Here is a 24,073-nt window from a genome sequence, read left to right as displayed (position 1 = left end):
CTCGAGAAGGCCCTCCTTGGCACGATCTGCCGGATTTTTCTTGCAAATTTTTTCCGCAGCGCTGTCGGCGCGGGGCATATTGGCGCGTCTTCAGAACAGACGAGGGAAGTGCCGCCCATGCTTTACGCCATACTTTGCTATCACGATGAGGATTTCGTCGGCTCCTGGAGCAAGGAGCAGGACGAGGCCGTGATGAAGAAGCTCACCGTGGTGCAGGAGAAGCTCACCAGGCAGGGTCGGCTCGGGCCGGTGGCGCGGCTGTTGCCGACGACGGCGGCGGCGACGCTGCGCAAGGAGGATCCGCCGCTGGTGCTCGACGGCCCCTATGCCGAGACCAAGGAGCAGCTGCTCGGCTTCTACATCGTCGACTGCAAGAATCTCGACGACGCGCTCGACGTCGCACGCGAGCTGGGTGCCGCCAATCCCGGCGGCGCCTATGAGGTGCGTCCCGTCGGCGTGTTCCGGCCCGGAGGAAACCTGACGTGAGCGAGGCCGATACCGCCTGGATCGAGACTGCGCTGACTTCGGCGCGACCCCAGGCGGTCGGCGCGCTGCTGCGCTATTTCCGCGATCTCGACACCGCCGAGGAGGCCTTTCAGAACGCCTGCCTGCGCGCGCTCAAGACCTGGCCGCAGAATGGGCCGCCGCGCGATCCCGCGGCCTGGCTGATCATGGTCGGCCGCAACGTTGCGATCGACGAAGTGCGACGCGCGCGCAGGCAGCAGCCGCTGCCTGAGGACGACCAGGCGATCTCCGATCTCGACGATGCCGAGGGCGAACTCGCCGAGCGGCTCGACGGCTCGCATTATCGCGACGACATCTTGCGGCTGATGTTCATCTGCTGCCATCCAGGACTGCCGGCGACGCAGCAGATCGCGCTGGCGCTGCGCATCGTCTCGGGCCTCACGGTGAAGCAGATCGCCCGCGCGTTCCTGGTCTCGGAAGCGGCGATGGAGCAGCGCATCACGCGCGCCAAGGCAAAGGTGGCCGAGGCCGGGACGCCGTTCGAGGCGCCGGGCGCGGTCGAGCGCTCTGAACGGCTCGCCGGCGTCGCGGCGATGATCTACCTGATCTTCAATGAAGGCTATTCGGCGAGCGGTGACACCGCGGAGATCAGGAAGCCGCTGTGCGAGGAGGCGATCCGGCTGGCGCGGCTGCTGCTGCGGCTGTTTCCGAGCGAGCCGGAGATCATGGGCCTGACCGCGCTGATCCTGTTGCAGCACGCGCGCAGCGCGGCGCGCTTTGCCGCGGACGGGTCGCTGATCCTGCTGGACGATCAGGATCGTTCGTTGTGGAACGGCACCATGATCGCGGAGGGCCTCGCGCTGATCGACAAGGCGATGCGCCACCGCCGCAGCGGGCCCTACCAGATCCAGGCCGCGATCGCCGCCCTGCATGCGCGCGCGGCGACGCCGGAGGAGACCGACTGGACGGAGATCGACCTGCTCTACGGCGCGCTCGAAGTGGTGCAGCCCTCACCGGTGGTGACGCTCAACCGGGCGGTCGCGGTCTCCAAGGTGCGCGGGCCGCAGGCCGCGCTCGAGCTGATCGAGCCGCTGGCGCCGAAGCTCGCCAATTATTTCCATTTCTACGGCGTGCGCGGCGCCTTCCTGATGCAGCTCGGCCGCAACGACGAAGCCCGAATCGCCTTCGATCGCGCCATCGCGCTCGCCAACACCTCGGCCGAAGCCGCCCACATCCGCATGCATCTCGATCGCCTGATCCGGGACAGCCAGCCGAAGCGCAGCGATGGCAGCGTGAAGTTGGGTACGAAGGCAAAGTAGGCCCGTCTGCCTCCACATCGTCATGCCCGGGCTTGTCCCGGGCATCCACGGTCTTTCCATCTACGCCAAGAACGTAGATGGCCGGGACAAGCCCGGCCATGACGAGCGGTGGGCAGTGCGCCAAAGAATTTCTCTCCCATTGTCGGCCCCCGCCGTTCCCCTTCGTCTTAATCCCGTACCAGGAGAGCCATCCATGCTGAAAGCCATTGCCGTCATCGCCATCGTTCTCGCCGCCGGCCTTGCCGCGGTCCTCGTCTTCGCCCTGACGAAACCCGACACGTTCCGTGTGGAACGCTCGCTCGCCGTCAAGGCACCGGCCGCTGTGATCTATCCGCTGGTTGCCGATTTCCATCGCTGGACCGCCTGGTCGCCGTATGAGACCCGCGATCCCGCCATGAAGCGGACGTTCGGCGGAACCGCGGCAGGGAAGGGTGCGACCTATGCCTGGGAGGGCAACAACAAGGTCGGCGCCGGCCATATGGAGATCCTGGAGGCGAACGGCCCCTCCAAGCTCCGCATCAAGCTTGATTTCGAGCGGCCGTTCGAAGGCCACAACACCGCCGAGTTCACCTTTGTGCCGCAAGGCGATGCCACACTCGTCACATGGGTAATGTACGGTCCGGCCCCGTTCCTGTCCAAGCTGATGCAGGTGTTCTTCAACATGGACAGCATGATCGGCAAGGATTTCGAGACCGGCCTCGCCGGCCTGAAGAAGCTCACCGAGAAGCAATAAGCCTCACTGCAAACGAAGAGGAGAGAAACGATGCTCAATCCCTATCTGTTCTACCAGGACAATTGCGAAGCAGCGTTCAACTATTACGCCAAGGTTCTCGGCGGCAAGATCGACGCGATGATGCGCGCATCGGATGCTCCGCCGGACGTGCCGGCTACGCCCGGCCGCGAGAAGATGATCATGCATGCGCGGATGTCACTGCCGGACGGCACGGTATTGATGGCCTCCGACTCGCCGGCCGAGCATTTCCAGAAGCCGCAGGGCTTTGCAATCTCGATTACAGTCAAGGACCCCGCGGATGGTGAGCGCAAGTTCAACGCGCTTGCCGACGGCGGCAGCGTCACCATGCCCTTCAGCAAGACGTTCTGGGCCAAGGGCTTCGGGATGTGCATCGACAAGTTCGGCATTCCCTGGATGGTGAACTGCCCGGCCGAGGGCATGTGATAGGAGCATGATCCGGAAAAGTGTGAAGCGGTTTTCCGAAAAGATCATGCTCAAACAACAACCTAAAGCGCGATGACGATTTATCCTATCGCATCGCGCTTTGGGCGCGACCGTCGCGTTGCGATCCCTCTCTCCAATGCTGCGGGAGAGGGGACGTACGTTTCGTTACGTCAGGCGCCGATCAGCCGTTGTCCTTTCACCGGATTGATCCGGTGACGTCCTCGGGCGACGATTCCACGCAGCGAGGACAGATTACGAGCTTGGCGCCCAGCTTCCTGTCGTTCTCCGCCTGTATCTCGTCCTGGACCGCCCACCACGCCTCGGAATAGGGGCGCAATGTGCCGAGCACTTTTTCGCGCTCCTGATTGGGATCACTTGCAGCCGGCGCGCCGGTCGTGACGCGCCGCTTGGCCACATGCGGACGGTTCGGATCCTTGCCGAGGCCATCCCATGCAATGGCGCGGCGTTCCTGCGCTGGCGCCTCTGCGCATCCGATCAGCGCTGTGCAAAAAGTGAGCACGATCAAGCCGTGTCGAATCATGCCGGGCTTTTGCCTCCACAATCGGCGCGCAGAATCTGCGTGAGACACGCGCATCGTCGGTCAATGGAACTCAAGGCAAAACATACTTGCCGGCATGGCCGAATATGAGTCGTGCTTTCGCATCACTTTGCGGACGCAGTGAGGCCGCTTCGTGAAGCGAGCTGCATCGCACAACAATTGGCGCAAGATTGGGCTGTGCTCTGCACGTCAGAATCGTTATTGGTGAGTCATAAAAGCTACAAACTGGGATGGACGTCACTTGCAAGGGGAGCGACCGATGGCGGCGGCGCTACAGATCAACTTTGCTCTTTGGGGAATGCTCATTTGCGCCAGCGCGAAGCTGGCGCCAGTGATCCAGACGCTTTTTTGAAAGCGGTGGCGGCTGCCGGCTGTATCAGCGGCAACGCGGATAGATCGCGGCGAGATCGCGCCCCTTCAACAGCAGCAACCGCGAGGTCAGACCGCCACGTCGGCTGATCCAGTCGCGCACCGGACCGGGATAGGCGGCAAGCACCGCGACCGATGCTTCCGGCTCGGCATAGAAGCGGCCGCGCCGGTCAACCGAGCGTGCGGCATGGAAGCCGAGCACGGCGCGCTTGGTGACGCAGATGCGCTCGCCCGGCACGATGCTCAGCACCAGCGTGCAGGCGGACAGGCAGGGGCCGTCGATCACCACGCGCTCGCCACTGTCGCGGACCTTTTCGAACAGATCGAGGAACGGCCCGACCTGTCCGCCCGGGGACTGGATGATGCGGATCTCGGCCGCCGCAGGCGCGGCGGCGAGCAGCGCGGATGCAAGCATCAGAGCTTTGAGGAAGGTGATGCGTTGCATGAACTCTCCACCAACTCGCTTTCGTAGGGTGGGCAAAGCGTAGCGTGCCCACCATCCGCACCGCAAATTTGGGATCGGCGCGTTGCGCCTTTGCCCACCCTACAAATCCTGCGCCTACCCGTTGCGCCTTTGCCCGCGCAGCGTCGGCAGGCCGATGCCCGCCGCATCGAAGCCGCCGTCCACGGCCAAAATTTGGCCGGTGATGTAGCTCGCGCGGCCCGAGCACAGGAAATAGATCGCTTCCGCGAGTTCCTCTTCCAGGCCGTAGCGGTTGAGCGGAATGGCGTCGTGATAGTCGGCGCGGATCTCCTTGGTGTGCACCTGCTTCGCCATCGCGGTGTCGACCGGCCCCGGTGCGACCGCGTTGACGCGGATGTTGAGGGAGGCGAGCTCGACCGCGAGCTGCTTGGTAAGGTGTGCAAGGCCTGCTTTGCTGGTGCCGTAGGCCGAGCGCAGCGTCGAAGCGCGCACGGCTGAGATCGAGGTGATGTTGACGATGGCGCCGCCACCACCGTCGCGCATCAGGGGCACCGCCGCCTTGGTGCAGAGGAACGGTCCGGTGAGGTTGACCTCGAGCACGCGGCGCCAGTCGGCATCCGACGTCTCCATCAGCGGCGCGAACACCGCGATGCCGGCATTGTTGACCAGCGCGTCCAGCCGGCCGAACCGCCGCTCGATCGTCGTCATTGCGGTGCTGACGGCCGCCGCGTCGGCTACGTCGCAAGTGATCGCCAGCGCGTCATGGCGATTTTCCAGCGCGGCTACCGCGCTTGCCTGCAGGTCGCCATCGATGTCGAGCAGCGCCACGCGCCAGCCCTCGGCGAGAAACTTCTTCGCCGTGGCCAGCCCAATACCGCGGGCGGCGCCGGTGACGAGGGCAACTTTTTGCGGGGCTTGCGACATGGAGAATCTGTCCTCGGGCAAAGGGCGTGCTTGAGCTTGCGCTCCTTCTACTGCGCTTTTGTCCGAGGGCGAAAGCCCCATGCTGGTCGAGCCGGTCGCTTGTACGCCCGGAGGCCGCGAAGGCCTACCTGTAGTCGAGATAGGAGTGAGGGAACAAACGGCCTCGCTCCTTGCTCCGTCATTGCGAGCGCTCAGGATGGGGATAAAGCGGGCGCCTAGGCCAGTTCCGCCGAGGCCCGCTGCATGTTGGCGGACATGTCCGATGTCACGATGCTCTGCTCCTCGACGGCGGCGGCGGTGGAGGCGATGAACTCGTTGACGCCGGCGATCGCGGCCTTGATCGCGGTGAGCGAGTTGGCGACGTCGCCCGAGATGACGTTCAGGGCTTCGATTTCGGAGGTGATCGTGTCGGTCGCCTGCTTGGCCTGGTTCGCGAGGTTCTTCACCTCTGAGGCGACCACCGCAAAGCCGCGGCCGGCCTCGCCCGCACGCGCCGATTCGATCGTGGCGTTGAGTGCGAGAAGGTTGATCTGGCCGGTGATGCCCGAAATCATCTCCACGATGCCGCTCATGGCTTGCGCAGCTGCGGCAAGCTTCTGAGCCTGACTGTCTGCGGATTCGGCCCGCGTCGTCGCGACCTTGGAGGTTTCGCGCGACTTCGCCATGGTCTCCGAGATCTCGCGGATCGAGGCGCTCATCTGTTCGCTGCCGGCCGCGACAGCCTCGATCAGTCCGCGGGCATTGTCGGCTTTCTTGCGGCCGATCGCCTGCGCGGTGATGTCGGTGGCGTACTTCACCACCTTGTAAGGCTTGCCGTTGAGATCGAAGATCGGGTTGTAGGAGGCCTGGATCCAGATTTCTCGCCCGCCCTTGGCGATACGCTTGTATTCGGCGGCCTGATATTCGCCGCGATTGAGGGTCTCCCAGAACTGGCGATAGGCCGCCGAATTCTTCTCGCTCGGGTCGACGAACATCGAGTGGTGCTGGCCCTTGATCTCCGCCAGCGAGTAACCCATCGCCTTCAGGAAATTGTCGTTGGCGGTGCGGATCGTGCCGTCCATGTTGAACTCGATCACGGCCTGCGACTTCTGGATCGCGGCGAGCTGACCGTTATTGTCGGCGGCCTGCATCTTCTGCGCGGTAACGTCGGTTGCGAACTTCACCACCTTGAACGGCTTGCCGTTCTCGTCGAGGATTGGATTGTAGGTGGCGATGATCCAGATCTCCTTGCCGCCCTTGCCGAGCCGCTTGTATTCGGCCGCCTCGAACTCGCCGCGGTTCAGCTTGGCCCAGAACGCCGCATAGGCGGGGCTTGCGCGGTCCTCGGGTGTCACGAACATGCTGTGGTGCTTGCCCTTGATCTCGTCGAGCGAGTAACCCACCGCCTTCAGGAAATTTTCATTTGCGGTGACGATGGTGCCGTCCATGTTGAACTCGATCACCGCCTGCGCGCGATTGATCGCGGCGATCTTGCCGGAATCCTCCATGGTCTTGATCTTGTACGCGGTGATGTCGGTGGCGAACTTGATGAAGCTGACCACCTTGCCGTTCTCGTCGCGTAGCGGGGCGTAGGAGGCGTGGACCCAGACTTCCTTGCCGCCCTTGCCGAAACGTTTGTATTGGGTGGTCTGAAATTCACCCCGGTTGAGGCTGGCCCAGAAGTCGCGATAGCGGGCGCTCTCGCGCTCGGCCGGGCTGACGAAGATACTGTGGTGCTTGCCCTTGATCTCGGCGAGCGTATAGCCGCTCATTTTCAATAGGTTTTCGTTGGCATCGAGGATGGTGCCATCGAGTCCGAATTCGATTACGGCCTGCGACTGATCGAGCGCCTCGACTTCCGCGAGGGCGTGCCTGACCTTCTTGCTTTGGAAATTGAACACGTGAGCTCCGCAATATTACAGGTGGCAATTGGGAGGACTGGCGACCTTTTCTCCAATCGAAAAGTTGCATGCGCGTCTTGACCATCTGTAAACCCTCATGCGCCCTATGAATTCGGGCGAGTTCACGTGTTTGGGCTATCTCCTTCAATCAAAACGGTTTCTAGCCATGTATGCACGTTGAGATACATATCGTCTTCCGTATTCCTACGGGAATGAAACGCGCATGATTTTTCGCGCCCTTGCTGCCGGGCCCGCGCGAATGGCCGACAGGGCGTCGTGAAATCACCTGGCGCAGCCGGGTCGGCCCCGGAAATTTTCTCACGTCGCATGTCGCTTCCCTGAAAGTCCGTTCGTCTTGGAGGGGAGGGCAGACGGCTTTGCCGCGCTCTCCCCGACAATGAAGGCAAGGAACTCCCATGCGATTCATGATGCTGATGATCCCGCTCGGCTACGAGAACGCGCCGCCGGAGCTGCAGCTCGATCCCGAGCGCGTCGCCGCGATGATGCGCTACAACGAGGCGCTGAAGGACGCAGGCGTGCTGATCACGCTCGATGGGCTGCACCCGCCGTCGACCGGGGCGCGCGTCTCGTTTGCGACCGGCCAGCCCATCGTCACCGACGGGCCCTTCGCGGAAGCCAAGGAAGTCCTGGGCGGTTATTGGATGATCGAGGTCGCCTCGCGCGCCGAGGCGATCGCCTGGGCCAAGAAATGTCCCGCTTCAGCCAACGAGATCATCGAGGTCCGCCAGGTGCAGGAGATGGCCGACTACTCGCCCGAAGTGCAGGAGATCGTCGCCGGGTTTGGCGACCTGAAGACGTAGACGAGACGGCGGCTGCGCGATTCCCAATCAACCCTGAGGAGAAAACCCATGAGCACCGAACACAAATTTCTCGCCGTCTATCTCGGCAGCACGAGCGGATCGAAAATGGCGGCGTGGCGCGCGCTGCCCGAGGCCGAGCGGAAGGCGAAGGAGCAGGAGGGGATGGCCGCCTGGCACGGCTGGGTCGAGAAGCACAAGTCCGTGATCGTCGAGATGGGCGGCCCGCTCGGCAAGACCCGCAGGATCGACGGGAGCGGCATCACCGAGGTCAGCAACGCGCTGACCGGTTTCACGGTGGTGCGCGCCGCCTCGCAGGAGGACGCTGCAAAGCTGTTCGAGAACCATCCGCATTTTGCGATCTTCCCGGGCGAGGCGATCGAAGTCATGCCCGTGCTGCCGATTCCGGAGATGTAGCCCTGAACGAATAGGTATCCGGGCGGCCAAGTGGGCCGTCATTCCGGGGCGGTCCGCAGGACCGAACCCGGAATCTCGACATTCTCAGGTGCGCAAGCGCGCACCATAGTTCGGCTCTGTGAGCCGCCCGGAATGACTGCGGAGAATACGGGTTAATCACGAGCGATTCCCGCTAGTGACCTTGAAGCCCGGCTCATGTAAAGCTCGTTCACATGAGCTGGCGCAAGGAGCAGCGCCGCGCCGAGCGCGGCTATCACCACGGCAATCTGAAGGAAGCCCTGTTGCAGGCGGCCCTCGGGCTGATCGCCGAGAAGGGGGCGGCCGGCTTCACCTTCGCCGATGCCGCGCGCATGGCCGGAGTCAGTGCGGCGGCGCCCTACCGGCATTTCCGCGACCGTGACGAGCTGCTGTCCTCTATCGCCCAGCGCGGTTTCGAGCAGTTCGAGGCGCGCCTGTCGGCGGCCTGGGACGACGGGCGGCCCGACACCGTCACCGCCTTCGAGCGCGTCGGCAAGGCCTATCTCGCCTTTGCCCGCGCGGAGCCGGCCTTCTACAACGCGATGTTCGAATCGGGCGTGCCGGTCGATGCCAATCCCGCACTTCAGGCGGCCAGCGAACGCGCCTTCAACATCATTCGAGCCGCAGCCGAGCGGCTCGCCGCACTGACGCCGCCCGGCACACCCCGCCCGCCGGCGATGATGATGGCGCTGCACATCTGGTCGATGTCGCATGGCGTGGCCTCGCTGTTTTCCCGCGGCGATGCTGCGCGACGCAAGCTGCCGATGTCGCCGGACGAGCTGCTGGAGGCCGAGGTGCTGATCTATCTGCGCGGCCTCGGCTTCCCGATCGACCGCCGTCCTCCGGCCAGGGGCGCCGAGCCGCCGCCGGTGCCGCCGGAGGCTCCCTCCGGTTCGGGCCTGCCGCCCGGCAGCCCCTGGGGCAAGCCGAAATAAGATTGCGCAAGTAATCACGCGGGCGTGTCTTGCTGCCAGCTTGACAAAATCGCGGGATGGTCTAGCTATGTAAATGTTATTTACATTCACAACGGCGCTGGTGCCGTGATGGAGAAGGGAAATGGCCTACACCGCTGATGTCAATCGCTGGCGCGGCCCGTCGGACCAACAGCAATATTACGAGCGCCCCCGCATGCTGGACACGCCCTGGCATCCCGGCTGGATCGCCGTGACCATTCTCGGCTTCATCATCTGGTGGCCGATCGGACTTGCCCTCCTCTTTTTCACACTCGGGAGCAGAAGAATGTCGTGCTGGAGCAATCAGGATCGCTGGCAGAACAAGATGGAAAAGATGCAGTACAAGATGGATCGCATGCGCGACCGCATGGAGCGCCGCGGCTTCGGCTTTGGCTTCGGCCCGCCGTCCTCCGGCAACCGCGCCTTCGACGAGTATCGCAGTGAGACACTGCGCCGGCTCGAGGAAGAGCAGGTCGAGTTCAAGAACTTCCTCGACCGCCTGCGTCACGCCAAGGACAAGGAAGAGTTCGATCAGTTCATGGCGCAGCACAAGACGCGTCCGACCCCGCCGCCGACCGACCAGCAGCAGGGCTGATCCGAAGAATTACACCTCTCAAAGCCTTCAGGCGCATGCCCCCAAAGTCCTGATGGCCCCGAGCCGCCCGTCTGCGCAATCCGCAGGCGGGCGGTTTGGCTTATGTCACACTTCGATGGTCGTCCTGGCGATGCGAAGCGCCTGCGAGGGCTTTGCGAGGCCCATCACGCAGATGTGCAGGATCGATAGAACCCGGACCGCGCGAGCACCGACCAAGCCTTGACTGCGCCTCCGCGGCGCCGACGGGCACGATCATGACCAATATTGAACGCAAACAAATCAGCCAGCGCCTCGCATTGTTCGAGCGCGCGGCCGTGTTGTTCGAGCGCTTCGGCCCGGTCGTCCCGGTGGCGATCGCGTTCCTCAATGGATGGCCCACGGAAGTTCAGCTCTACCCGGAGTGGCAGCTCGGTGAGTCCTGGCGGTTGTTTCTTAGCGCCTATCTATATTGGGGCGCATCGTACGCACTCAGCCGCGCGGTGTCGTTCGCGAAGGGAAGTATCGTCCCATGATCCTGCTCCGCGATTTCGCGCTTTTCGTCCTGCCCGTGCTGATCGCCGCAGGCGGCTGGCTCTATGCGCTCAGCCTCCGCAAGCAGGCTGACCCCGGCCGCGCCCGCGATGGACGCGCCCCGGCAGCATGACCGCTGCCGGCCGGTGTCGCATGGCGTGAAGCTTCAGCGCGCCGTGGCGAGTTGCGCGTGAACCGAGGCCAGGAAGTATTCGTAGGCGTGGTCGACGATCTCGTTGAGCGAACGCGTTCGCGCGAACATCGCCTTGGCTTCCGCGAGAAACTCCTCGCGTGTCGGGATCTTCGGCAGATGCAGATGCGTCAGCGCGTCGACACCTTCATGCGCGCGATTGAGGATGTCGTGCAGCGTCGGCAGCTGCAACTGGGCGAGATCGGCCCGGCGGCGTGCCGACGAGATCGCATGCGCCAGGGTTTGCGCATCGAACCGTCCGGCGAGCTCGCGGGCCGCCCGCTGGATGACCCGCGCGCCGAGCGGCTGCTCGTTGCGCAGCACCTGTTCGGGCGGCGCCTTCATGTTCCAGACGACGCCGATCCACGACAGCAGCGTCAGGATGTAATAGGTCACGTCGACCTCCCACCAGCGAAAGCCCTGTCGCACGCTGCTCTGATAGGCGTGGTGATTGTTGTGCCAGCCCTCACCGAGCGTGACCAATGCCAGCAGCCAGTTGTTACGGGAATCATCGCCGGTCACGTAGCGCTTGCGCCCGTGCACATGGGCAAGCGAATTGATGCAGAAGGTCGCGTGATAGACCAGCACCGTGCTCCAGAGGAAGCCGACCACCAGACCCGACCATCCTGCGACCAGGAAGCAGAGCCCTGCCAGCACGAAGGCCGGCAGCAGCTCCAGCCGATGCAGCCACATCAGCTCGGGATAGGCGGCGAGATCGCCGACCTTCACGAGGTCGGTTGCGTCGTGCTGCCGGTAAAAGATCCAGCCGAGATGGCTATAGAGGAAGCCGCGGTGACGCGGTGAATGCACGTCGTTTTCAGTGTCGGAATGCAGGTGATGGTGGCGATGCTTGGCGGCCCACCACAACACGCTCTTCTGGGCGCTGCTTTGCGCAAGGCAGGCCAGGATGAACTGAAACACCCGGCTGGTCGCAAACGCCCGATGCGAGAAATAGCGATGGTAGCCGGCTCCGATCGCGAACATCCGCAAGCAATAGAGTGAGACGCAGATCGCGACCGCCTGCCAGGTGACGCCCGACCAGATTGCCGCAAGGCAGCCGAGATGGACCAGCAGGAACGGCAGGGCGGATGGATACATGATGTCGTCGTGCTGGTCGTCGGCGGGGGCGTTGAGCGGCATATTGAGCGTGACCTCGGATGACGTGGATTCGGAACTGGCCGGCAGCTTGACGTCCGGCGGGTACCAATACCCGCGGATGCCACCGCGGGCTTCGGCCGAAGGCTGGCCGCAGCTCTCTGGCAAGCAAGCCCGTAGCCTTACGGGGAGCATGGCGCACAGGTGGCCGCGCGTGTTGCCGACGCCAATTGGCGCGCAGGCGGCCTGCGTCCTATATTCGACAGCGAGAAGCAAGCGTCAAAACACCGCAGGCGGCAATGCGGACGGAGACTGCGATCGTGGCGAGCGACATCCTCTGGCAGGAGATACGCGGCGAGGCGCGGCGCGCCGCAGCGGCGGATCCCGTCTTCGGCAAGGCTGTCGCCGATGCCATCCTTGCCCATGACGATTTTACCGCTGCCTTGGCCGATCTGATCGGGCGTCGGCTGGGCGGCAGCGCCGCCGATCGCGAGCGCTTCACGACGTTTTCCCGCGATGCCTTTCGCGGCCAACCGGATCTGGTCGAAGCGGCCGGCCGCGACCTGCGCGCCATCGTGCTCCGTGATCCCGCCATCGCCGGATTGTTGCCGCCGCTGCTGCACTTCAAGGGCTATGTCGCGCTGCAGTCCTGGCGCGTCTCGCACTGGCTATGGCGTCATGACCATCGTGATGCGGCGCTGCTGTTGCAGAACGAGGCTTCGAACGTCCTGCAGGTCAGCATTCATCCGGCCGCGAGCCTCGGCTCGTCGGTTTATCTCGACCATGCCACCGGCATCGTGATCGGTGCCAATGTCGTCATCGGCGACGAGGTGACCATCCTTCAGAATGTCAGCATCGGACGCCATGGCGACCTGCCGATGCGCTCGCCTCGCATCGGTCGCGGCGTGTTCATCGGCTCCGGCGCGACCATCCTCGGCGACATCGAGATCGGCGACTTCGCCAAGATCGGCGCCGGGACTGTCGTGACCGGTGACGTGCCTGGCGGCTGCACCGCAATCGGCAATCCCGCGCGGCTCACCAATTGCCTTGCGGCCGCTTCGTCCGCTTGACTGTCGCTCAGGCGGCGCGGCGGTGGCTTTCGCCGCCATGATGCGGGTTGACCGGCTCCGAGCTGGTCTGGCCCGGCGCATCCAGCACCGCGACGTGGTGGCGATAGACCATTTCCCAGCCCTTCCATCCCGTGAACAGAAGGATGCCGACCACGACCAGGGACAGCACGACGCCCCAGGGCTTGATCGCCGCCTCCGCGCCTTGGGCGTAGCGGAGATAGAAATTGACCAGGGCCAGCACCACCGCCGCGAGATTGCCGACCATGTGGTACCAGGCATCGTTCAGGCGGCGGATGCGTGGCTCGCTGAAGAAGTCGGTGAAGCCGGCTGCGGCGGCAACCAGCGCCATGACGATGCCGGCGCCGATCAGCCACATCGCGGCGCGTGCCCAAAAACCGTCGCCGGTTCCGATGAAGGCCAGATCGGCGATGGGAGCGCCGACCAGGAACGCGACGGGGAACGGGATCAGCATGGGGTGGAGCGGGTGATCGCCGATCGCGGCGGTCGTCTTGGGGTTGATGGACATGGCAGGACCTCGCGGAGAGTGATTTTCCGGACAATTTTTGGCACGAGAGCAGGTTCCTCCGGCCGGTGCGTCTGGAACACGGGATCCGGGGTCCATCCCCCTGCAGGGACTGTCTTTCCTGCAGCCAAATGCGCCGCCGGTAACCCCGCATTAACCATCGGCGGGCTCTGGTATGTGCGGACAGGCGTGCCCGGAGCCCGACGTCAAGGCCTGGGGTCGAGGCCCCTTAGTTTTGACATCTTGGCGGGGAATGCAGGCGGCCGGCTTTTGACGAGCCTTTGGACGAGCCCTGCACCCCAGAAAGACAAGGCTTTGAGCGGGCTTGCCCGCCGCGCGGGTCCGGCGCGGCTGTTGGGGAACACCGGCCGCGATTTGCTGGCCGAAGACATTAGGTAACGATCGCCTTGAGAGGATACTGCTTATGAATCCGGCCGAATTGGCTCAGACAGCCCTTCCGGTTGCTGCCTCCGCCGACGTGTCGCTGATCGCGCTGTTCTGGCAGGCTCACTGGATCGTGAAAGCGGTGATGCTGGGGCTTCTGGCCTGCTCGGTCTGGGTCTGGGCGATCGCCATCGACAAGATCTTTCTCTACGCGCGCACCCGCCGCTCGATGGACCGGTTCGAGCAGGCGTTCTGGTCCGGCGAGTCGATCGAGGAGCTCTATCGCACGCTGTCGGCCAAGCCGACGCATTCCATGGCGGCCTGCTTCGTGGCGGCGATGCGCGAGTGGAAGCGCTCGTTCGAGAGCCATGCCCGCTCGGTCGCAGGGCTTCAGATGCGCATCGACAAGGTGATGAACGTCTCGATTGCGCGCGAGGTCGAGCGGCTGGAACGGCGCCTTCTGGTGCTGGCGACCGTCGGCTCCGCCGGCCCCTTCGTCGGCCTGTTCGGCACGGTCTGGGGCATCATGTCGAGCTTCCAGTCGATCGCGGCCTCGAAAAATACCTCTCTGGCGGTGGTCGCCCCCGGTATCGCCGAGGCGCTGTTTGCGACCGCCGTCGGCCTTATCGCCGCCATTCCTGCCACTATTTTCTACAATAAGTTCACCTCCGAGGTGAACCGGCAGGCCCAGCGACTCGAGGGCTTTGCTGATGAATTTTCAGCCATTCTGTCTCGTCAGATCGACGAGCGGGGCTGACGGACGGCATGTATAGTGTGAAGAGCAATCTGGGCACGCGATCATGGCCATGAACGTTGCGAGTTCGTCCGGCGGCGGCGGGCGCCGCGGCCGGCGCAAGCCGGTCGTGGCCGAGATCAACGTCACGCCGATGGTCGACGTCATGCTGGTGCTGCTCATCATCTTCATGGTGTCGGCACCGATGTTGACGGTCGGCGTCCCGCTCGACCTGCCCCAGACCAGTGCCAAGAGCCTCGAAAACAACGACCAGAAGCCGATCCAGATGTCGGTCGACATCAAGGGCAAGGTGTTCATCAACGACACCGAGATTGCGCTGAACGAGCTGATCCCGAAGCTGAAGGCGATCACCGATGCGCGCGGCGGCCTCGAGGAACGCATCTATCTGCGCGCCGACAAGAAGGCGGATTACGGCACCGTGGCCAAGGTGATGGGCCAGCTCTCGGGCGCCGGATTCAAGAAGCTGGCGCTCGTCACGGAAGCGGATCAGGGGTCTTGAGACCGTGAAGGTGAACGTCGACAAGACACTCGTTGCGTCGATTGCCCTGCATGTCCTCGTGCTGGGATGGGGGCTCGTCACCTTCAGCAGCAAGGCCTACATCGCTACGCAGGAATCGCTTCCGATCGACATCATCTCCTCCGATCAGCTCGCCAAGATGATGGCGGGGCAGAAGACCGGCAAGAAGGAAGAGCCGAAGCCGAAGGTCGAGAAGATCGCGGAGCCCAAGCCCGAGGAAGACGCCGTCGGCAAGGTCACCGAGAAGAAAGAGCTGATCAAGACCAACTCCCAGCCGGAGCCGCCGCCGAAGCCGGTCGAGAAGCCGGTGGAGAAGAAGCCGGAGCCGCCGAAGCCCGTGGCGGAGGCCAAGCCGAAGGAAGAACCGAAGCCGCAGGAAAAGAAGCCTGATCCGGCCAAGGAAGATCCGATCGCCGAGCTGCAGAAGAAGATGGAGGCCAAGAAGCCGCCGCCCAAGCCCGTGGAGCAGAAGGTCGCGGCGGTGCAGCCGCAGCAGCAGCCCAAGCCCAAGGAGCGCACCTTCGACCCCGCGCAGATCCAGCGCGACCTCGACAAGCGCGCCGCGACCCGGCACGAGCAGACCGGCTCGGCGTTGAATGCATCAGCGTCGCTGGGAGCAGCAACCGGGACGGCCGCCAACAATGTTGCGACCTGGCAGGGCGCGTTCATGTCGGCGGTCAGGCGCTGCTTCACGCCCACCTACAACGGGCAGGATGCCGACCAATACGAAGTCGACATCGATATTTTTATGAAGATCGATGGAACACTGGCATCCGAGCCGGTTGTGGTTGCAGCGCGTGGACCGTCCAGGTCGATCGCTCAGGCCGTGGCGGAGAGTGGCAAGCGTGCCATCGTCCAGTGTCAAGTCTATTCGTTCCTGCCGAAGCAGCAGTATGACACCTGGAAGACCATTCCGATGCGCTTCGGCCTGAAGGATATGTTGTGACATCCGAACAAAAGAATTTTGCGATGAATGACATTCGATCGATGAACCGCCGCCGCTTCATGACGCTGACCGGATCCGCGCTTGCGACGCTTGGGGCTGGACATGCGCTCGCCCAATCGCAAAAGCGGCTTGAAATCAATCCCACCGAATTCCAGCCGATTCCGATCGCGATCAGCAACTTCCTGCCCGGCTCGCCCTCCGACGGCGACGTCGGCAACGGTGTCACGCAGGTCATCACCAACAATCTGAAGCGCTCGGGCCTGTTCGCGCCGATCGATCAGGCCGCCTTCATCGAGCGCATCAACAACATGGATGTCGCGCCGCAATTCCAGAACTGGAAGACCATCAACGCGCAGGCGCTCGTCACCGGCCGCATGACGCGGCAGCCGGACGGGCGGCTCAAGGCCGAATTCCGTCTGTGGGACGTCATCTCCGGCCAGCAGCTCGCCGGCCAGCAATATTTCACCTCACCGGAATATTGGCGCCGCATCGCCCACATCATCTCCGACCAGATCTACGAGCGCATGACCGGCGAGAAGGGCTATTTCGACAGCCGCGTCGTGTTCGTGGACGAGACCGGGCCGAAGGAGCGCCGCGTCAAGCGGCTCGCGATCATGGACCAGGACGGCGCCAATGTGCGCTATCTGACCCGCGGCTCCGATCTCGTGCTGACCCCGCGCTTCTCGCCGAACTCGCAAGAGATCACCTATATGGAGTTCGGCCAGGGCGATCCGAAGGTCTACCTCTATAACATCGAGACCGGCCAGCGCGAGATCGTCGGCAATTTCCCCGGCATGACCTTCGCGCCGCGCTTCTCGCCGGACGGCCAGCGTGTCATCATGAGCCTGCAGCAGGGCGGCAATTCCAACCTGTTCGTGATGGATCTGCGCTCGCGCTCGACCACGCGTCTCACCGACACGCCGGCGATCGACACCTCGCCGTCCTATTCGCCCGACGGCAGCCGCATCTGCTTCGAGTCCGATCGTGGCGGCAGGTCGCAGATCTACGTGATGAGTGCGGGCGGCGGACAGGCGCAGCGCATCTCCTTCTCCAAGGACGACACCAACGCCAGCTATTCGACGCCGGTGTGGTCGCCGAAGGGCGACTACATCGCCTTCACCCGGCAGGGCGGCGGGCAGTTCGCGATCGGCGTCATGAAGCCCGACGGCTCGGGCGAGCGGCTGCTCACCTCCGGCTTTCACAACGAAGGCCCGACCTTCTCGCCGAACGGCCGCGTGCTGATGTTCTTCCGCGATCCCGGCGGCAATGGCGGGCCGTCGCTGTACTCGGTCGACATCTCCGGCCGCAACGAATTGAAGGTGCCGACTCCGGGCTTTGCCTCGGACCCGGCATGGTCGCCACTGTTGTCCTCGACCTCGGGCTGACAACGGCGCAGTTGAAACATCGCGCGTTCAGACGCGCGATGTTTTCGAAAAACCGCGCCGATTTTTTCCGAGTTTGCCGTGACCGGCAACACTTCCTTCACCTTGCGCCCGGCAAGGCTTGCCTACCTGCTTGATATTGCAGCGAAAATCATTTCGCTATTGCCGAAAAACAACCCGACTTTAACGATGTTCCCTCAGAAAAGCTTCATCTCGGCTGGGTAAGACTACGCGCTGAACAGGACGCGCGTACAAACCAAAATGCAGTTCGCAAGCCAGAGCGGAGAGCAGGGGCAACCGCCGCCGGTCAATCCGGCGGCGCAGATCGATTCGCTCTTTGAAGCGCCCGGACCGCTGCTGGCCGGTCTCATCTTCGTGTCGATCGGTGCTGCGCTGACTGCGCTGAAGACAGGTGAGCCCCTGATTTGGGCGTGCGTGGCGCTGCTCGTCTTGGCCGGAACGGTGCGGGCGATCGATTTGCGTCGCTATCAGGGACGCAAGTCGAGCGTGACCGCCGAGGCGGCCAAACGCTGGCAGGCGCGGTATCAGATCGGCGCGAAGATCCAAGCTGCAGCGATCGGCATCTGGTGCGGCACGACTCTGCTCGCCACCGACGACGCGGTCGCGCATATGATTGCCCTGTCGGTCACGACAGGCATTGCCGCAGGGGGAGCGGGAAGGGCGTACGGACGACCGTCGATCTTCCATCTGCAGGCGCTGCTCATTTTCGCCCCGGCGGTGCTGGCATTGGCGTGGCGCGGCACGCCCTACTACATCGCGATGGCCGTTGTGAGCGCGGCCTTCCTGCTGGCGATCATGCAGCTCTCGGTCAACTTGCACCGGATCTTCATGGGCGCCGTGGTGGCGCGCGAGCGCGAAGCCGCACTTGCGGGCCAGTTCGATACCGCCCTCAACAACATGCCGCACGGTCTTTGCATGTTCCATCGCGATGGCCAGCTCGCGGTGATGAATCACCGCTTCGCGGCGATGATGAACCTGCCCGACCATCTGCCTCGGAGCGGCGCCAGTGCGCGCGACATCATCGCGGCGTGCGTGCAGGCAAGATCCATCTCGAGCGCGGACGGCGAGCATATCGTCGCCGGCATCGAAAGTTCGCGGGAGAAGGAGATCATCACCGCCGAGGCGAACCTGGAGCGAAATCGGTCGCTGTGCTGGACCGTTCAGCCGATGGCGGACGGAGGGGCGGTGCTGCTGCTCGAGGACATCACCGAGCGGCGCAACGCCGAGGCCAAGATCACCCATCTTGCGCGATACGACGACCTGACGGCGTTGCCGAACAGGGTCAACTTCCGCGACCAGATCGAGCACCTGCTGGCTGTCTCCCACGATGCGGCGCAGCTCTCCGCGCTGCTGTTCATCGACCTCGACCAGTTCAAGCAGGTCAACGACACGCTGGGCCATCCCTGCGGCGACCAGCTCCTGTGCGCCGTCGCCAACCGCCTGCGCGAGATGCTGCGCCCCGAGGATTTCGTCGCCCGGTTCGGCGGCGACGAGTTCGTCGTGTTCCAGCAGAACCTCACGTCGCCCGAGGATGCCGCGGCACTCGCCCGCCGCATCGTCGAGCGGTTGAGCGAGCGGTACCGCATCGACAATCATCTGGTCGAGATCGGCGCCAGCGTCGGCATCGCGCTGACCTCGCCGGAGGGCACCAGCGCCGACACGCTGCTCAAGAACGCCGACATGGCGCTGTACCGCGCCAAAGCCGACGGCCGCGGCACCTATTGTTTCTTCCGCGACGAGATGGCCGCGACCGTCGAGGCGCGCCGCATCCTCGAGCTCGACCTGCGCAAGGCGCTCGCCAACGAGGAATTCGAGCTGTTCTTCCAGCCCCTGGTCAATCTGAGGTCCGGCAAGATCACCACCTGCGAAGCGCTGCTGCGCTGGAATCATCCGGTGCGCGGCACGGTCTCGCCGGTCGACATCATCCCGGTCGCCGAGGACATGGGCCTGATCGTCGATCTCGGCCGCTGGATCCTGCGCCGCGCCTGCATGGAATGCATGAAGTGGCCGGAGGGTGTCAGCGTCGCCGTCAACTTCTCGCCGCAGCAATTCCACCAGCGCGACGTCCTGAGCGAAATCCGCTACGCGCTCGAAGTGTCGGGCCTGCCGGCGCATCGTCTGGAGATCGAGATCACCGAGTCCTCGCTGCTGCGCAACACCCAGCTCACCCACGACATCCTGTCGCAATTGCATGCGCTCGGCGTGCGCATCTCGCTCGACGATTTCGGCACCGGCTACTCCAGCCTCAGCTACCTGCACAATTTCCCGATGCAGAAGGTGAAGATCGATCGCTCCTTCCTCGAAGGTATCGATTCCGACCGGCCGCTGACGCTGCTGCGCGGTGTCGCGCGGCTGTCCGCCGACCTCGGCATGGCCGTCGTGGTCGAAGGCATCGAGACCAACGAGCAGCTCGAGCTGATCAGCGCCGACGGCACCGTGACCGAAGGGCAGGGCTACCTGTTCAGCCGGCCCGTACCGGCGGTGCGAATCCGGCAATTGCTCAACGCCTCGCATGGTCGTCGCGTGCCCGACGACCAGCTCGCCCTTGTGTCGTCGCGATAGGCCCGATCCCTTCCCGGCAGCTCCACTCTCGCAATCGGCTCCCGTGTGCACCGTAGTCTTGCGGGCTCGCAAAGGTTAACCCTAACGATTCTATAGCTTTGCAATTCCGTTAAGGAACCATTAAGGTCTGGCTACTCGTGGAAGTTGCTTGGAGTCAGAGGTTGCAGATGAAGTCCGGAGCCGAACCGAACACGGCGCTCCTTCCACGAGGCGCCGCGTTGTTTGACCGCATCGATTATCGGCTCATCGAAACGCCCGAGGACAAGGACAACCTGTATCTGATGCGCTACCGCGCCTATCTGCAGGCCGGTCTGATCGAGCCATCACCTTCGCTGCGCGTCAGCGATCATTTCGACGAAACGCCCAACACCTGGAATTTCGGGGTCTATGTTGACGGAGAGCTTTGCAGCTCCGTCCGCATCCATCTGCTGACGTCGGAATGGCGGATGTCCTATACCACCGAGGTGTTCGGCGACATCCTGCATCCCCGCCTCGATCGCGGCGAGGTTTTTGTCGATCCATGCCGGCTCGTTGCAGATCCCGACAAGCACCACCGTTTTCCCGAGCTGCCCTATTTGACCGTCCGCCTCGCCTTTGTCGCGTGCGATCATTTCAACGCCGACACCGGCCTTGCCATGATCCGGACCGATCATCAGGCGTTCTACCGCCGCATCTTCCTGCACGAGACCATTTCGCCGGAGCCGCGGGGCTTTCCGGGCTGGCCCACCAAGAAGGCGGTCCTGATGGCCACCGACGTCCGGCGGCAGCGGGACAAGGTGCTCGCGCGCTTTCCGATCATGCGCTCCAGCGCGTTCGAGCGGCGCATGCTGTTTGAACGCAGCATCCCCCGGCAGGCCGCCACGCGGCCGATTCTGCTCACCACGCCGCGCACCCTGGACGTGGCCTCTCAAGCGCTCGGTTCGGTCTAGGCGGGCGCTCCCCGGTCATTTCGGCCCAAAATTCCAGCAAGTGCCGGCTCTTTTGCCGGCCGACGCGGCTTGCCTTCACCCTCGCGCCACATTTACAACCCATTAACCATGACGTTTGCTTTTCGCTGGTTGGGGGCATTTGACCGGCTGAGGCAAGGTTCCGTCAAGGTTGACGGAACGTTCGCTTAACCAACCCCCTGTAGACCGGACAGCAGTGGACTAACGTGAGCGTGGAGGCTCCGGAATGAGACATCCTATGCGTATCCTCCAGGGATTGAAGCTGGCCGCGGTGCTCGCCGTCGCGCTGTCGATGGGCGCCTGCGCCAACAAGAATGCCGCGACGGATGCGATGGCCAATGCGGCGACGCCCGGCAGCCAGCAGGACTTCGTCGTCAACGTCGGCGACCGCGTGTTCTTCGAAAGCGACCAGACCGATCTGACCCCGCAGGCGATCGTGACCCTGGAGAAGCAGGCGCAGTGGCTGCAGACCTATCCGCGCTACTCCTTCACCATCGAAGGTCATGCCGACGAGCGCGGCACCCGCGAATACAACATCGCGCTCGGCGCCCGCCGTGCCCAGTCGGTCCGTTCGTTCCTCGCCTCGCGCGGCATCGACCCGAACCGCATGCGCACGATCTCCTACGGCAAGGAACGGCCGGTCGCCGTCTGTAACGACATCTCCTGCTGGTCGCAGAACCGCCGCGCCGTCACTGTCCTGAACGCCAGCTCCTGACGCTCGGTCAGGTCCCCGGTGGTCAGTCAGGCCCCGTTCAGCTTTGCAATTGGATATGCCGGCGCCCTCTCGGGCGCCGGTTTCGTTTCAGCATTCTGGGACTGAAAACCCCTTGGTATCAGTCACATTTTTGGCGTACTCCACTTCGATGTGTGGCGCGTCGAGGGTTCCGTCGCAGGCCATTTCGCTTTCGTCGTCAGGGCAAGATGTCATCCAGATTTAAGGCTTTTACCGGTACCGCGGCGACCGCCGCGCTGCTCTCTTTGTGCTCGCCCGCGCTTGCGCAATCGGTCTACGGGCAGTCGGATGATGTCGACCCTGAGATGCGGATCGAGCGGCTGGAGAACCGGCTGCGCCAGCTCACCGGCCAGAACGAGGAGCTGCAATATCGCAACCGCCAGCTCGAAGAGCGCCTGCGGGCGCTCGAGGGCGGCGCGCAAGGGGCGCCCGGGCAGGCACCCAACGTCGCGGCGATGCCGCCCGCGCAGATCGCACCCAGCCAGATTGCACCAGGTCAGGTCGCGCCCGGCTATCGCCAGCCGCCGCCGCAACAGCAAGCCGCGCAGCCGAGCTACGAGCAGCCGCAGATCGCCGCGCCCGCGCCGATCGTTCAGGAGCAGCCGGCGCCCGGCGCTCCCGGCACACGCCGCCGCGGCGATGCCTTCGACCCGAACCAGAACCCGAATGCACCCGGCGCGCCGCGCGCACTCGGCGGCGGGCAGCAGCCGATGCCGGCGGTCACGCCTGGCGGCGGCCGCAATGCGGGCGAGCCGCTCGATCTCGCCAACACCAGCCCGCGCTACCAACAAGGTGTGCCGCCGGCCGCGCAGCCCGGCTATCCGCCGGCACAATCGGGTTATCCCGCACCGGCCGGTGGCGCTGCTTTGGCCACCCTGCCGCCGTCGGCGACGCCCCGCGACGAGTTCGACCTCGGCATCGGCTACATGCAGCGCAAGGACTACGCGCTGGCCGAGCAGACCATGAAGAACTTCACGCAGAAATTTCCGAGCGACCCGCTGGTCGGCGACGCGCAATACTGGCTAGGCGAGAGCTATTTCCAGCGCCAGCAATATCGCGATTCCGCCGAAGCGTTCCTCGCCGTCACCACCAAATACGAGAAATCGGCCAAGGCGCCGGATGCGCTGCTGCGGCTCGGCCAGTCGCTCGCCGCGCTGAAGGAGAAGGAGGCCGCCTGCGCCGCCTTCGGCGAGATCGGCCGCAAATATCCCCGCGCCTCCGCCGGCGTCAAAGCCGCCGTCGATCGCGAGCAGAAGCGGGTGAAGTGCTGATCCGCTGACAAAGCGGATGGCGTTGCGCTAAACATTCGGTCAATCCGCGGATGATTGCAGCGTCATGTCAGACGACGACGATTCACCGATCTCGGCGCGCGAGGCGAGGCGGCTCTTCGCGGGCCTGAGAGATGCCCCGGCGCTGGTGCTCGCGGTCTCCGGCGGGCCCGACTCGGTTGCGCTGATGTGGCTTGCAGCGCGCTGGCAGCGCAGCCTCGCGCGAGGCCCGCAAATCACGGTCGTCACGATTGATCACGGCCTGCGCCCGGAGGCCGCCCGTGAGGCGCGCGAGGTCAAGCGGCTCGCCGCGGCGCTCGGATTGCCGCACCGGACCTTGCGCTGGCGCGGTGAAAAGCCGAAGACGGGGCTGCCTGCCGCCGCGCGCGAGGCCCGTTACCGCCTGCTCGCACAGGCCGCCCGTGCCGCCGGCGCGAGCCATGTGCTGACGGCACACACCCGCGACGACCAGGCCGAGACCCTGTTGATGCGCCTGTTCCGCGGCAGCGGACTTGCCGGACTCTCGGCCATGGCTCCATTCACCGAGCGCGACGGAATCGTGCTGGCGCGTCCGTTGCTCGACGTTCCGAAATCGCAGCTGATCGCGACCTTGCGGCGGGCGAGGATCGGCTTTGCCGAGGATCCCACCAACCGGGACACCGCCTACACACGGCCGCGGCTGCGCGCGCTGCTGCCGCTCCTCGCGGCCGAGGGCGGCGACGCCAGAAATCTGGCGCGGCTCGCGGCAAGGCTGGCGCGGGCCAATGCGGCGGTCGAGGTGCTTGCCGACGGCGCCGAGCGCTTCCTCCGCCTGCGGGATCGCGGCGATGCGCCGCAGGCGAGTGTCAGGAGCTTCGAGGCCGCGACCTTTGCCGCCCTGCCGGAGGAGGTGCGGCTGCGGCTCCTGCTGCGGGCCATCAACGCGCTCGGCCATGAAGGGCCGGCGGAACTCGGCAAGGTCGAAACCCTGATGTCGGTGCTTGATCGGGCGATCGCCGGCCCCGGCGCAGCCGCAAATGGCCGGCCGGTTCTGAAGCAGACCCTTGCGGGAGCCTTGATCAGCCTTGCCGGCGGGCGTATCCAGATCGCGCCGGCGCCGGCCCGGCGGCGCAAGGGCAGATGAGCGCGACGAGAGCGGATCATGACACCGGTCAATTCGCGTCCGTGCCGTCAGGCCACCTTAACCAGGCAGGAAAAACCCGGGTTCGGACGCCATGATTTCAGCGGGAATCGCGCTAAGATGGGATAAATAG

Annotated in this window: 27 protein-coding genes; 21 read left to right on the top strand and 6 right to left on the bottom strand. The window is 64.3% G+C overall.

All coding sequences use genetic code 11. From position 1 onward, the window contains the following. Positions 1 to 117: 117 nt before the first annotated feature. From I6F20_RS12065 to I6F20_RS12050, 4 genes are all read left to right on the top strand, one after another. Positions 118 to 486, top strand: a complete 369-nt coding sequence (locus tag I6F20_RS12065; RefSeq protein WP_035998498.1) for a YciI family protein — start codon at positions 118 to 120, stop codon at positions 484 to 486. Next, on the top strand, positions 483 to 1,784 hold the full coding sequence (locus I6F20_RS12060; RefSeq protein WP_036041341.1) for an RNA polymerase sigma factor: 1,302 nt from the start codon (positions 483 to 485) through the stop codon (positions 1,782 to 1,784). The genes I6F20_RS12065 and I6F20_RS12060 overlap by 4 nt, the downstream gene beginning before the upstream one ends. Before the next feature lie 193 nt (positions 1,785 to 1,977). Continuing rightward, on the top strand, positions 1,978 to 2,517 hold the full coding sequence (gene kdpF, locus I6F20_RS12055; protein WP_225126328.1) for a K(+)-transporting ATPase subunit F: 540 nt from the start codon (positions 1,978 to 1,980) through the stop codon (positions 2,515 to 2,517). 30 nt (positions 2,518 to 2,547) lie between these two features. After that, positions 2,548 to 2,961 (top strand): VOC family protein, encoded by a 414-nt coding sequence (locus I6F20_RS12050; protein WP_225126326.1) that lies wholly within the window; start codon positions 2,548 to 2,550, stop codon positions 2,959 to 2,961. A gap of 196 nt (positions 2,962 to 3,157) precedes the next feature. Here the strand turns inward: I6F20_RS12050 and I6F20_RS12045 are convergent, their stop codons facing one another. The 4 genes from I6F20_RS12045 to I6F20_RS12030 form a co-directional block, all read right to left on the bottom strand. Next, positions 3,158 to 3,502: a hypothetical protein gene (locus I6F20_RS12045; protein ID WP_035998508.1), complete on the bottom strand. Its 345-nt coding sequence runs from the start codon at positions 3,500 to 3,502 to the stop codon at positions 3,158 to 3,160. A gap of 394 nt (positions 3,503 to 3,896) precedes the next feature. After that, positions 3,897 to 4,334, bottom strand: coding sequence for a hypothetical protein (locus I6F20_RS12040; RefSeq protein WP_035998510.1), 438 nt, complete (start codon positions 4,332 to 4,334; stop codon positions 3,897 to 3,899). A gap of 114 nt (positions 4,335 to 4,448) precedes the next feature. Then, positions 4,449 to 5,237 (bottom strand): SDR family NAD(P)-dependent oxidoreductase, encoded by a 789-nt coding sequence (locus tag I6F20_RS12035; RefSeq protein WP_225126324.1) that lies wholly within the window; start codon positions 5,235 to 5,237, stop codon positions 4,449 to 4,451. A gap of 215 nt (positions 5,238 to 5,452) precedes the next feature. Then, positions 5,453 to 7,117, bottom strand: a complete 1,665-nt coding sequence (locus I6F20_RS12030; protein ID WP_225126322.1) for a methyl-accepting chemotaxis protein — start codon at positions 7,115 to 7,117, stop codon at positions 5,453 to 5,455. Positions 7,118 to 7,533: 416 nt separating this feature from the next. Between I6F20_RS12030 and I6F20_RS12025 the strand changes: the two genes are divergently transcribed. The 6 genes from I6F20_RS12025 to I6F20_RS37945 all read left to right on the top strand — a co-directional run bounded on the left by I6F20_RS12025 (position 7,534) and on the right by I6F20_RS37945 (position 10,561). Then, positions 7,534 to 7,938: a YciI family protein gene (locus tag I6F20_RS12025; protein WP_035998515.1), complete on the top strand. Its 405-nt coding sequence runs from the start codon at positions 7,534 to 7,536 to the stop codon at positions 7,936 to 7,938. A 48-nt stretch (positions 7,939 to 7,986) separates the two neighbouring features. Further along, the gene (locus I6F20_RS12020; RefSeq protein ID WP_036021849.1) at positions 7,987 to 8,352 is read left to right on the top strand and encodes a YciI family protein; all 366 of its coding nucleotides are present in this window, start codon (positions 7,987 to 7,989) and stop codon (positions 8,350 to 8,352) included. Positions 8,353 to 8,564: 212 nt separating this feature from the next. Next, complete coding sequence (locus tag I6F20_RS12015) at positions 8,565 to 9,305, top strand: TetR/AcrR family transcriptional regulator (protein WP_057028075.1); 741 nt, start codon at positions 8,565 to 8,567, stop codon at positions 9,303 to 9,305. 121 nt (positions 9,306 to 9,426) lie between these two features. Further along, positions 9,427 to 9,918, top strand: a complete 492-nt coding sequence (locus I6F20_RS12010; protein ID WP_035998538.1) for a DUF2852 domain-containing protein — start codon at positions 9,427 to 9,429, stop codon at positions 9,916 to 9,918. Between the two features lie 254 nt (positions 9,919 to 10,172). Beyond that, positions 10,173 to 10,430, top strand: coding sequence for a hypothetical protein (locus I6F20_RS12005; RefSeq protein WP_057028074.1), 258 nt, complete (start codon positions 10,173 to 10,175; stop codon positions 10,428 to 10,430). Next, positions 10,427 to 10,561 carry a hypothetical protein gene (locus tag I6F20_RS37945; RefSeq protein ID WP_271542926.1) on the top strand — a complete coding sequence of 45 codons (135 nt, stop codon included), beginning with the start codon at positions 10,427 to 10,429 and terminating at the stop codon, positions 10,559 to 10,561. Before I6F20_RS12005 ends, I6F20_RS37945 begins: the two co-directional genes overlap by 4 nt. 33 nt (positions 10,562 to 10,594) lie before the next feature. Here the strand turns inward: I6F20_RS37945 and I6F20_RS12000 are convergent, their stop codons facing one another. Further along, a complete protein-coding gene (locus tag I6F20_RS12000; protein ID WP_225112960.1) occupies positions 10,595 to 11,758 on the bottom strand; it encodes an acyl-CoA desaturase in 1,164 nt (387 codons plus the stop codon). Between the two features lie 254 nt (positions 11,759 to 12,012). Between I6F20_RS12000 and I6F20_RS11995 the strand changes: the two genes are divergently transcribed. Then, positions 12,013 to 12,783, top strand: coding sequence for a serine acetyltransferase domain-containing protein (locus I6F20_RS11995; protein WP_225126320.1), 771 nt, complete (start codon positions 12,013 to 12,015; stop codon positions 12,781 to 12,783). A 7-nt stretch (positions 12,784 to 12,790) separates the two neighbouring features. Here I6F20_RS11995 and I6F20_RS11990 read toward each other — a convergent pair whose 3' ends face one another. Further along, on the bottom strand, positions 12,791 to 13,309 hold the full coding sequence (locus tag I6F20_RS11990) for a DUF2231 domain-containing protein (RefSeq protein ID WP_035998550.1): 519 nt from the start codon (positions 13,307 to 13,309) through the stop codon (positions 12,791 to 12,793). A gap of 421 nt (positions 13,310 to 13,730) precedes the next feature. On the opposite strand from I6F20_RS11990, the gene tolQ reads away from it, so the two are divergent. The 10 genes from tolQ to tilS all read left to right on the top strand — a co-directional run bounded on the left by tolQ (position 13,731) and on the right by tilS (position 23,943). Then, positions 13,731 to 14,447: a protein TolQ gene (gene tolQ / locus I6F20_RS11985; RefSeq protein ID WP_225126318.1), complete on the top strand. Its 717-nt coding sequence runs from the start codon at positions 13,731 to 13,733 to the stop codon at positions 14,445 to 14,447. Positions 14,448 to 14,490: 43 nt separating this feature from the next. Continuing rightward, positions 14,491 to 14,943 carry a protein TolR gene (tolR, locus tag I6F20_RS11980; RefSeq protein ID WP_036021864.1) on the top strand — a complete coding sequence of 151 codons (453 nt, stop codon included), beginning with the start codon at positions 14,491 to 14,493 and terminating at the stop codon, positions 14,941 to 14,943. A gap of 4 nt (positions 14,944 to 14,947) precedes the next feature. Then, complete coding sequence (gene tolA, locus I6F20_RS11975; protein ID WP_081494442.1) at positions 14,948 to 15,907, top strand: cell envelope integrity protein TolA; 960 nt, start codon at positions 14,948 to 14,950, stop codon at positions 15,905 to 15,907. 41 nt (positions 15,908 to 15,948) lie between these two features. Continuing rightward, a complete protein-coding gene (gene tolB, locus I6F20_RS11970; protein ID WP_225126657.1) occupies positions 15,949 to 17,292 on the top strand; it encodes a Tol-Pal system beta propeller repeat protein TolB in 1,344 nt (447 codons plus the stop codon). Positions 17,293 to 17,370: 78 nt separating this feature from the next. Further along, entirely contained in the window at positions 17,371 to 17,514 is a 144-nt protein-coding gene (locus I6F20_RS11965) for a hypothetical protein (RefSeq protein ID WP_225126316.1), read from the top strand. Positions 17,515 to 17,550: 36 nt separating this feature from the next. Next, complete coding sequence (locus I6F20_RS11960) at positions 17,551 to 19,872, top strand: putative bifunctional diguanylate cyclase/phosphodiesterase (protein ID WP_036021865.1); 2,322 nt, start codon at positions 17,551 to 17,553, stop codon at positions 19,870 to 19,872. 167 nt (positions 19,873 to 20,039) lie between these two features. Then, positions 20,040 to 20,801: an N-acyl amino acid synthase FeeM domain-containing protein gene (locus I6F20_RS11955; protein WP_225126313.1), complete on the top strand. Its 762-nt coding sequence runs from the start codon at positions 20,040 to 20,042 to the stop codon at positions 20,799 to 20,801. Positions 20,802 to 21,045: 244 nt separating this feature from the next. Further along, positions 21,046 to 21,534: a peptidoglycan-associated lipoprotein Pal gene (gene pal / locus I6F20_RS11950; RefSeq protein WP_035998574.1), complete on the top strand. Its 489-nt coding sequence runs from the start codon at positions 21,046 to 21,048 to the stop codon at positions 21,532 to 21,534. 206 nt (positions 21,535 to 21,740) lie between these two features. After that, complete coding sequence (ybgF, locus tag I6F20_RS11945; protein ID WP_109142503.1) at positions 21,741 to 22,823, top strand: tol-pal system protein YbgF; 1,083 nt, start codon at positions 21,741 to 21,743, stop codon at positions 22,821 to 22,823. A 64-nt stretch (positions 22,824 to 22,887) separates the two neighbouring features. Continuing rightward, positions 22,888 to 23,943, top strand: a complete 1,056-nt coding sequence (gene tilS / locus I6F20_RS11940) for a tRNA lysidine(34) synthetase TilS (protein WP_035998583.1) — start codon at positions 22,888 to 22,890, stop codon at positions 23,941 to 23,943. Positions 23,944 to 24,073 lie beyond the last annotated feature (130 nt).

Origin of the sequence: Bradyrhizobium sp. IC3123, from assembly GCF_020193625.1 — a bacterium.
Lineage (GTDB): Bacteria > Pseudomonadota > Alphaproteobacteria > Rhizobiales > Xanthobacteraceae > Bradyrhizobium > Bradyrhizobium yuanmingense.
Note: the sequence above shows the minus strand (reverse complement) of the source record. Positions and strands in the feature narration are given on the sequence as shown.

What these genes read in the sequence shown, in the direction of transcription:
- I6F20_RS12065 (WP_035998498.1), top strand. Translation starts at nt 118, where the DNA reads ATGCTTTACGCCATACTTTGCTATCACGATGAGGATTTCGTCGGCTCC.
- I6F20_RS12050 (WP_225126326.1), top strand. Translation starts at nt 2,548, where the DNA reads ATGCTCAATCCCTATCTGTTCTACCAGGACAATTGCGAAGCAGCGTTC.
- pal (WP_035998574.1), top strand. Translation starts at nt 21,046, where the DNA reads ATGAGACATCCTATGCGTATCCTCCAGGGATTGAAGCTGGCCGCGGTG.
- I6F20_RS12020 (WP_036021849.1), top strand. Translation starts at nt 7,987, where the DNA reads ATGAGCACCGAACACAAATTTCTCGCCGTCTATCTCGGCAGCACGAGC.
- tolQ (WP_225126318.1), top strand. Translation starts at nt 13,731, where the DNA reads ATGAATCCGGCCGAATTGGCTCAGACAGCCCTTCCGGTTGCTGCCTCC.
- tilS (WP_035998583.1), top strand. Translation starts at nt 22,888, where the DNA reads ATGTCAGACGACGACGATTCACCGATCTCGGCGCGCGAGGCGAGGCGG.
- I6F20_RS12005 (WP_057028074.1), top strand. Translation starts at nt 10,173, where the DNA reads ATGACCAATATTGAACGCAAACAAATCAGCCAGCGCCTCGCATTGTTC.
- I6F20_RS12000 (WP_225112960.1), bottom strand. Translation starts at nt 11,758, where the DNA reads ATGCCGCTCAACGCCCCCGCCGACGACCAGCACGACGACATCATGTAT.
- I6F20_RS12010 (WP_035998538.1), top strand. Translation starts at nt 9,427, where the DNA reads ATGGCCTACACCGCTGATGTCAATCGCTGGCGCGGCCCGTCGGACCAA.
- tolR (WP_036021864.1), top strand. Translation starts at nt 14,491, where the DNA reads ATGGCCATGAACGTTGCGAGTTCGTCCGGCGGCGGCGGGCGCCGCGGC.
- I6F20_RS37945 (WP_271542926.1), top strand. Translation starts at nt 10,427, where the DNA reads ATGATCCTGCTCCGCGATTTCGCGCTTTTCGTCCTGCCCGTGCTGATC.
- kdpF (WP_225126328.1), top strand. Translation starts at nt 1,978, where the DNA reads ATGCTGAAAGCCATTGCCGTCATCGCCATCGTTCTCGCCGCCGGCCTT.
- I6F20_RS11960 (WP_036021865.1), top strand. Translation starts at nt 17,551, where the DNA reads ATGCAGTTCGCAAGCCAGAGCGGAGAGCAGGGGCAACCGCCGCCGGTC.
- I6F20_RS12035 (WP_225126324.1), bottom strand. Translation starts at nt 5,237, where the DNA reads ATGTCGCAAGCCCCGCAAAAAGTTGCCCTCGTCACCGGCGCCGCCCGC.
- I6F20_RS11955 (WP_225126313.1), top strand. Translation starts at nt 20,040, where the DNA reads ATGAAGTCCGGAGCCGAACCGAACACGGCGCTCCTTCCACGAGGCGCC.
- I6F20_RS12025 (WP_035998515.1), top strand. Translation starts at nt 7,534, where the DNA reads ATGCGATTCATGATGCTGATGATCCCGCTCGGCTACGAGAACGCGCCG.
- tolB (WP_225126657.1), top strand. Translation starts at nt 15,949, where the DNA reads ATGAACCGCCGCCGCTTCATGACGCTGACCGGATCCGCGCTTGCGACG.
- I6F20_RS12045 (WP_035998508.1), bottom strand. Translation starts at nt 3,502, where the DNA reads ATGATTCGACACGGCTTGATCGTGCTCACTTTTTGCACAGCGCTGATC.
- I6F20_RS12015 (WP_057028075.1), top strand. Translation starts at nt 8,565, where the DNA reads ATGAGCTGGCGCAAGGAGCAGCGCCGCGCCGAGCGCGGCTATCACCAC.
- ybgF (WP_109142503.1), top strand. Translation starts at nt 21,741, where the DNA reads ATGTCATCCAGATTTAAGGCTTTTACCGGTACCGCGGCGACCGCCGCG.
- I6F20_RS11990 (WP_035998550.1), bottom strand. Translation starts at nt 13,309, where the DNA reads ATGTCCATCAACCCCAAGACGACCGCCGCGATCGGCGATCACCCGCTC.
- I6F20_RS11995 (WP_225126320.1), top strand. Translation starts at nt 12,013, where the DNA reads ATGCGGACGGAGACTGCGATCGTGGCGAGCGACATCCTCTGGCAGGAG.
- I6F20_RS12040 (WP_035998510.1), bottom strand. Translation starts at nt 4,334, where the DNA reads ATGCAACGCATCACCTTCCTCAAAGCTCTGATGCTTGCATCCGCGCTG.